The sequence below is a fragment of the Robertmurraya korlensis genome (genome assembly GCF_023715225.1).
Lineage (GTDB): Bacteria > Bacillota > Bacilli > Bacillales > Cytobacillaceae > Robertmurraya_A.
In genome coordinates this window covers 1-1,188 of record NZ_JAMBNS010000032.1, presented here as the reverse complement: position 1 = coordinate 1,188, position 1,188 = coordinate 1, and the positions used below count along the sequence as shown (strand labels likewise).

2 rRNA genes are annotated in these 1,188 nt (G+C 47.5%); both read right to left on the bottom strand.

The window, feature by feature from the left end:
- Nucleotides 1-742, bottom strand: a 23S ribosomal RNA gene (locus M3175_RS23890); the annotation flags it as partial.
- A gap of 227 nt (nucleotides 743-969) precedes the next feature.
- Nucleotides 970-1,188, bottom strand: a 16S ribosomal RNA gene (locus tag M3175_RS23885); the annotation flags it as partial.

Here is a 1,188-nt window from a genome sequence, read left to right as displayed (position 1 = left end):
CGGGTCTACGACCACATACTAAAGCGCCCTATTCAGACTCGCTTTCGCTACGGCTCCGTCTTATCAACTTAACCTCGCATGTAATCGTAACTCGCCGGTTCATTCTACAAAAGGCACGCTATCACCCGGTATTTTTCCAAAGGAAAATATACACAGGGCTCTAACTACTTGTAGGCACACGGTTTCAGGATCTCTTTCACTCCCCTTCCGGGGTGCTTTTCACCTTTCCCTCACGGTACTGGTTCACTATCGGTCACTAGGGAGTATTTAGCCTTGGGAGATGGTCCTCCCTGCTTCCGACGGAATTTCACGTGTTCCGCCGTACTCAGGATCCACTCAAGAGGGAACGAAGTTTCAACTACAGGGTTGTTACCTTCTATGACTGACCTTTCCAGATCGATTCGTCTACTTCATTCCTTTGTAACTCCGTATAGAGTGTCCTACAACCCCAAGAGGCAAGCCTCTTGGTTTGGGCTAATCCCGTTTCGCTCGCCGCTACTCAGGGAATCGCGTTTGCTTTCTCTTCCTCCGGGTACTTAGATGTTTCAGTTCCCCGGGTCTGCCTTCATTACCCTATGTATTCAGGTAAAGATCCTATCCCATTACGGATAGGGGGTTTCCCCATTCGGAAATCTCCGGATCAAAGCTTACTTACAGCTCCCCGAAGCATATCGGTGTTAGTCCCGTCCTTCATCGGCTCCTAGTGCCAAGGCATCCACCGTGCGCCCTTTCTAACTTAACCTATGGTTAATTTTTTTCTCTCATTTAAGAGAGAAAACCTAAAATGGCGATACTCAGTTTCTTTCTTGACTTTTTTACTTTATCTAGTTTTCAAAGAACAACTTGATGGAAGTTTATAAGGATGGTTATTTTTGCTTCGCAAAAAAACCTTATTAAACCATCAAAACTGAACAAGAACAAATCGTCACGTCTGTATTATGTCTTGCTTACGCAAGCATATTTCCTTAGAAAGGAGGTGATCCAGCCGCACCTTCCGATACGGCTACCTTGTTACGACTTCACCCCAATCATCTGTCCCACCTTAGGCGGCTGGCTCCTTACGGTTACCCCACCGACTTCGGGTGTTACAAACTCTCGTGGTGTGACGGGCGGTGTGTACAAGGCCCGGGAACGTATTCACCGCGGCATGCTGATCCGCGATTACTAGCGATTCCAGCTTCATGTAGG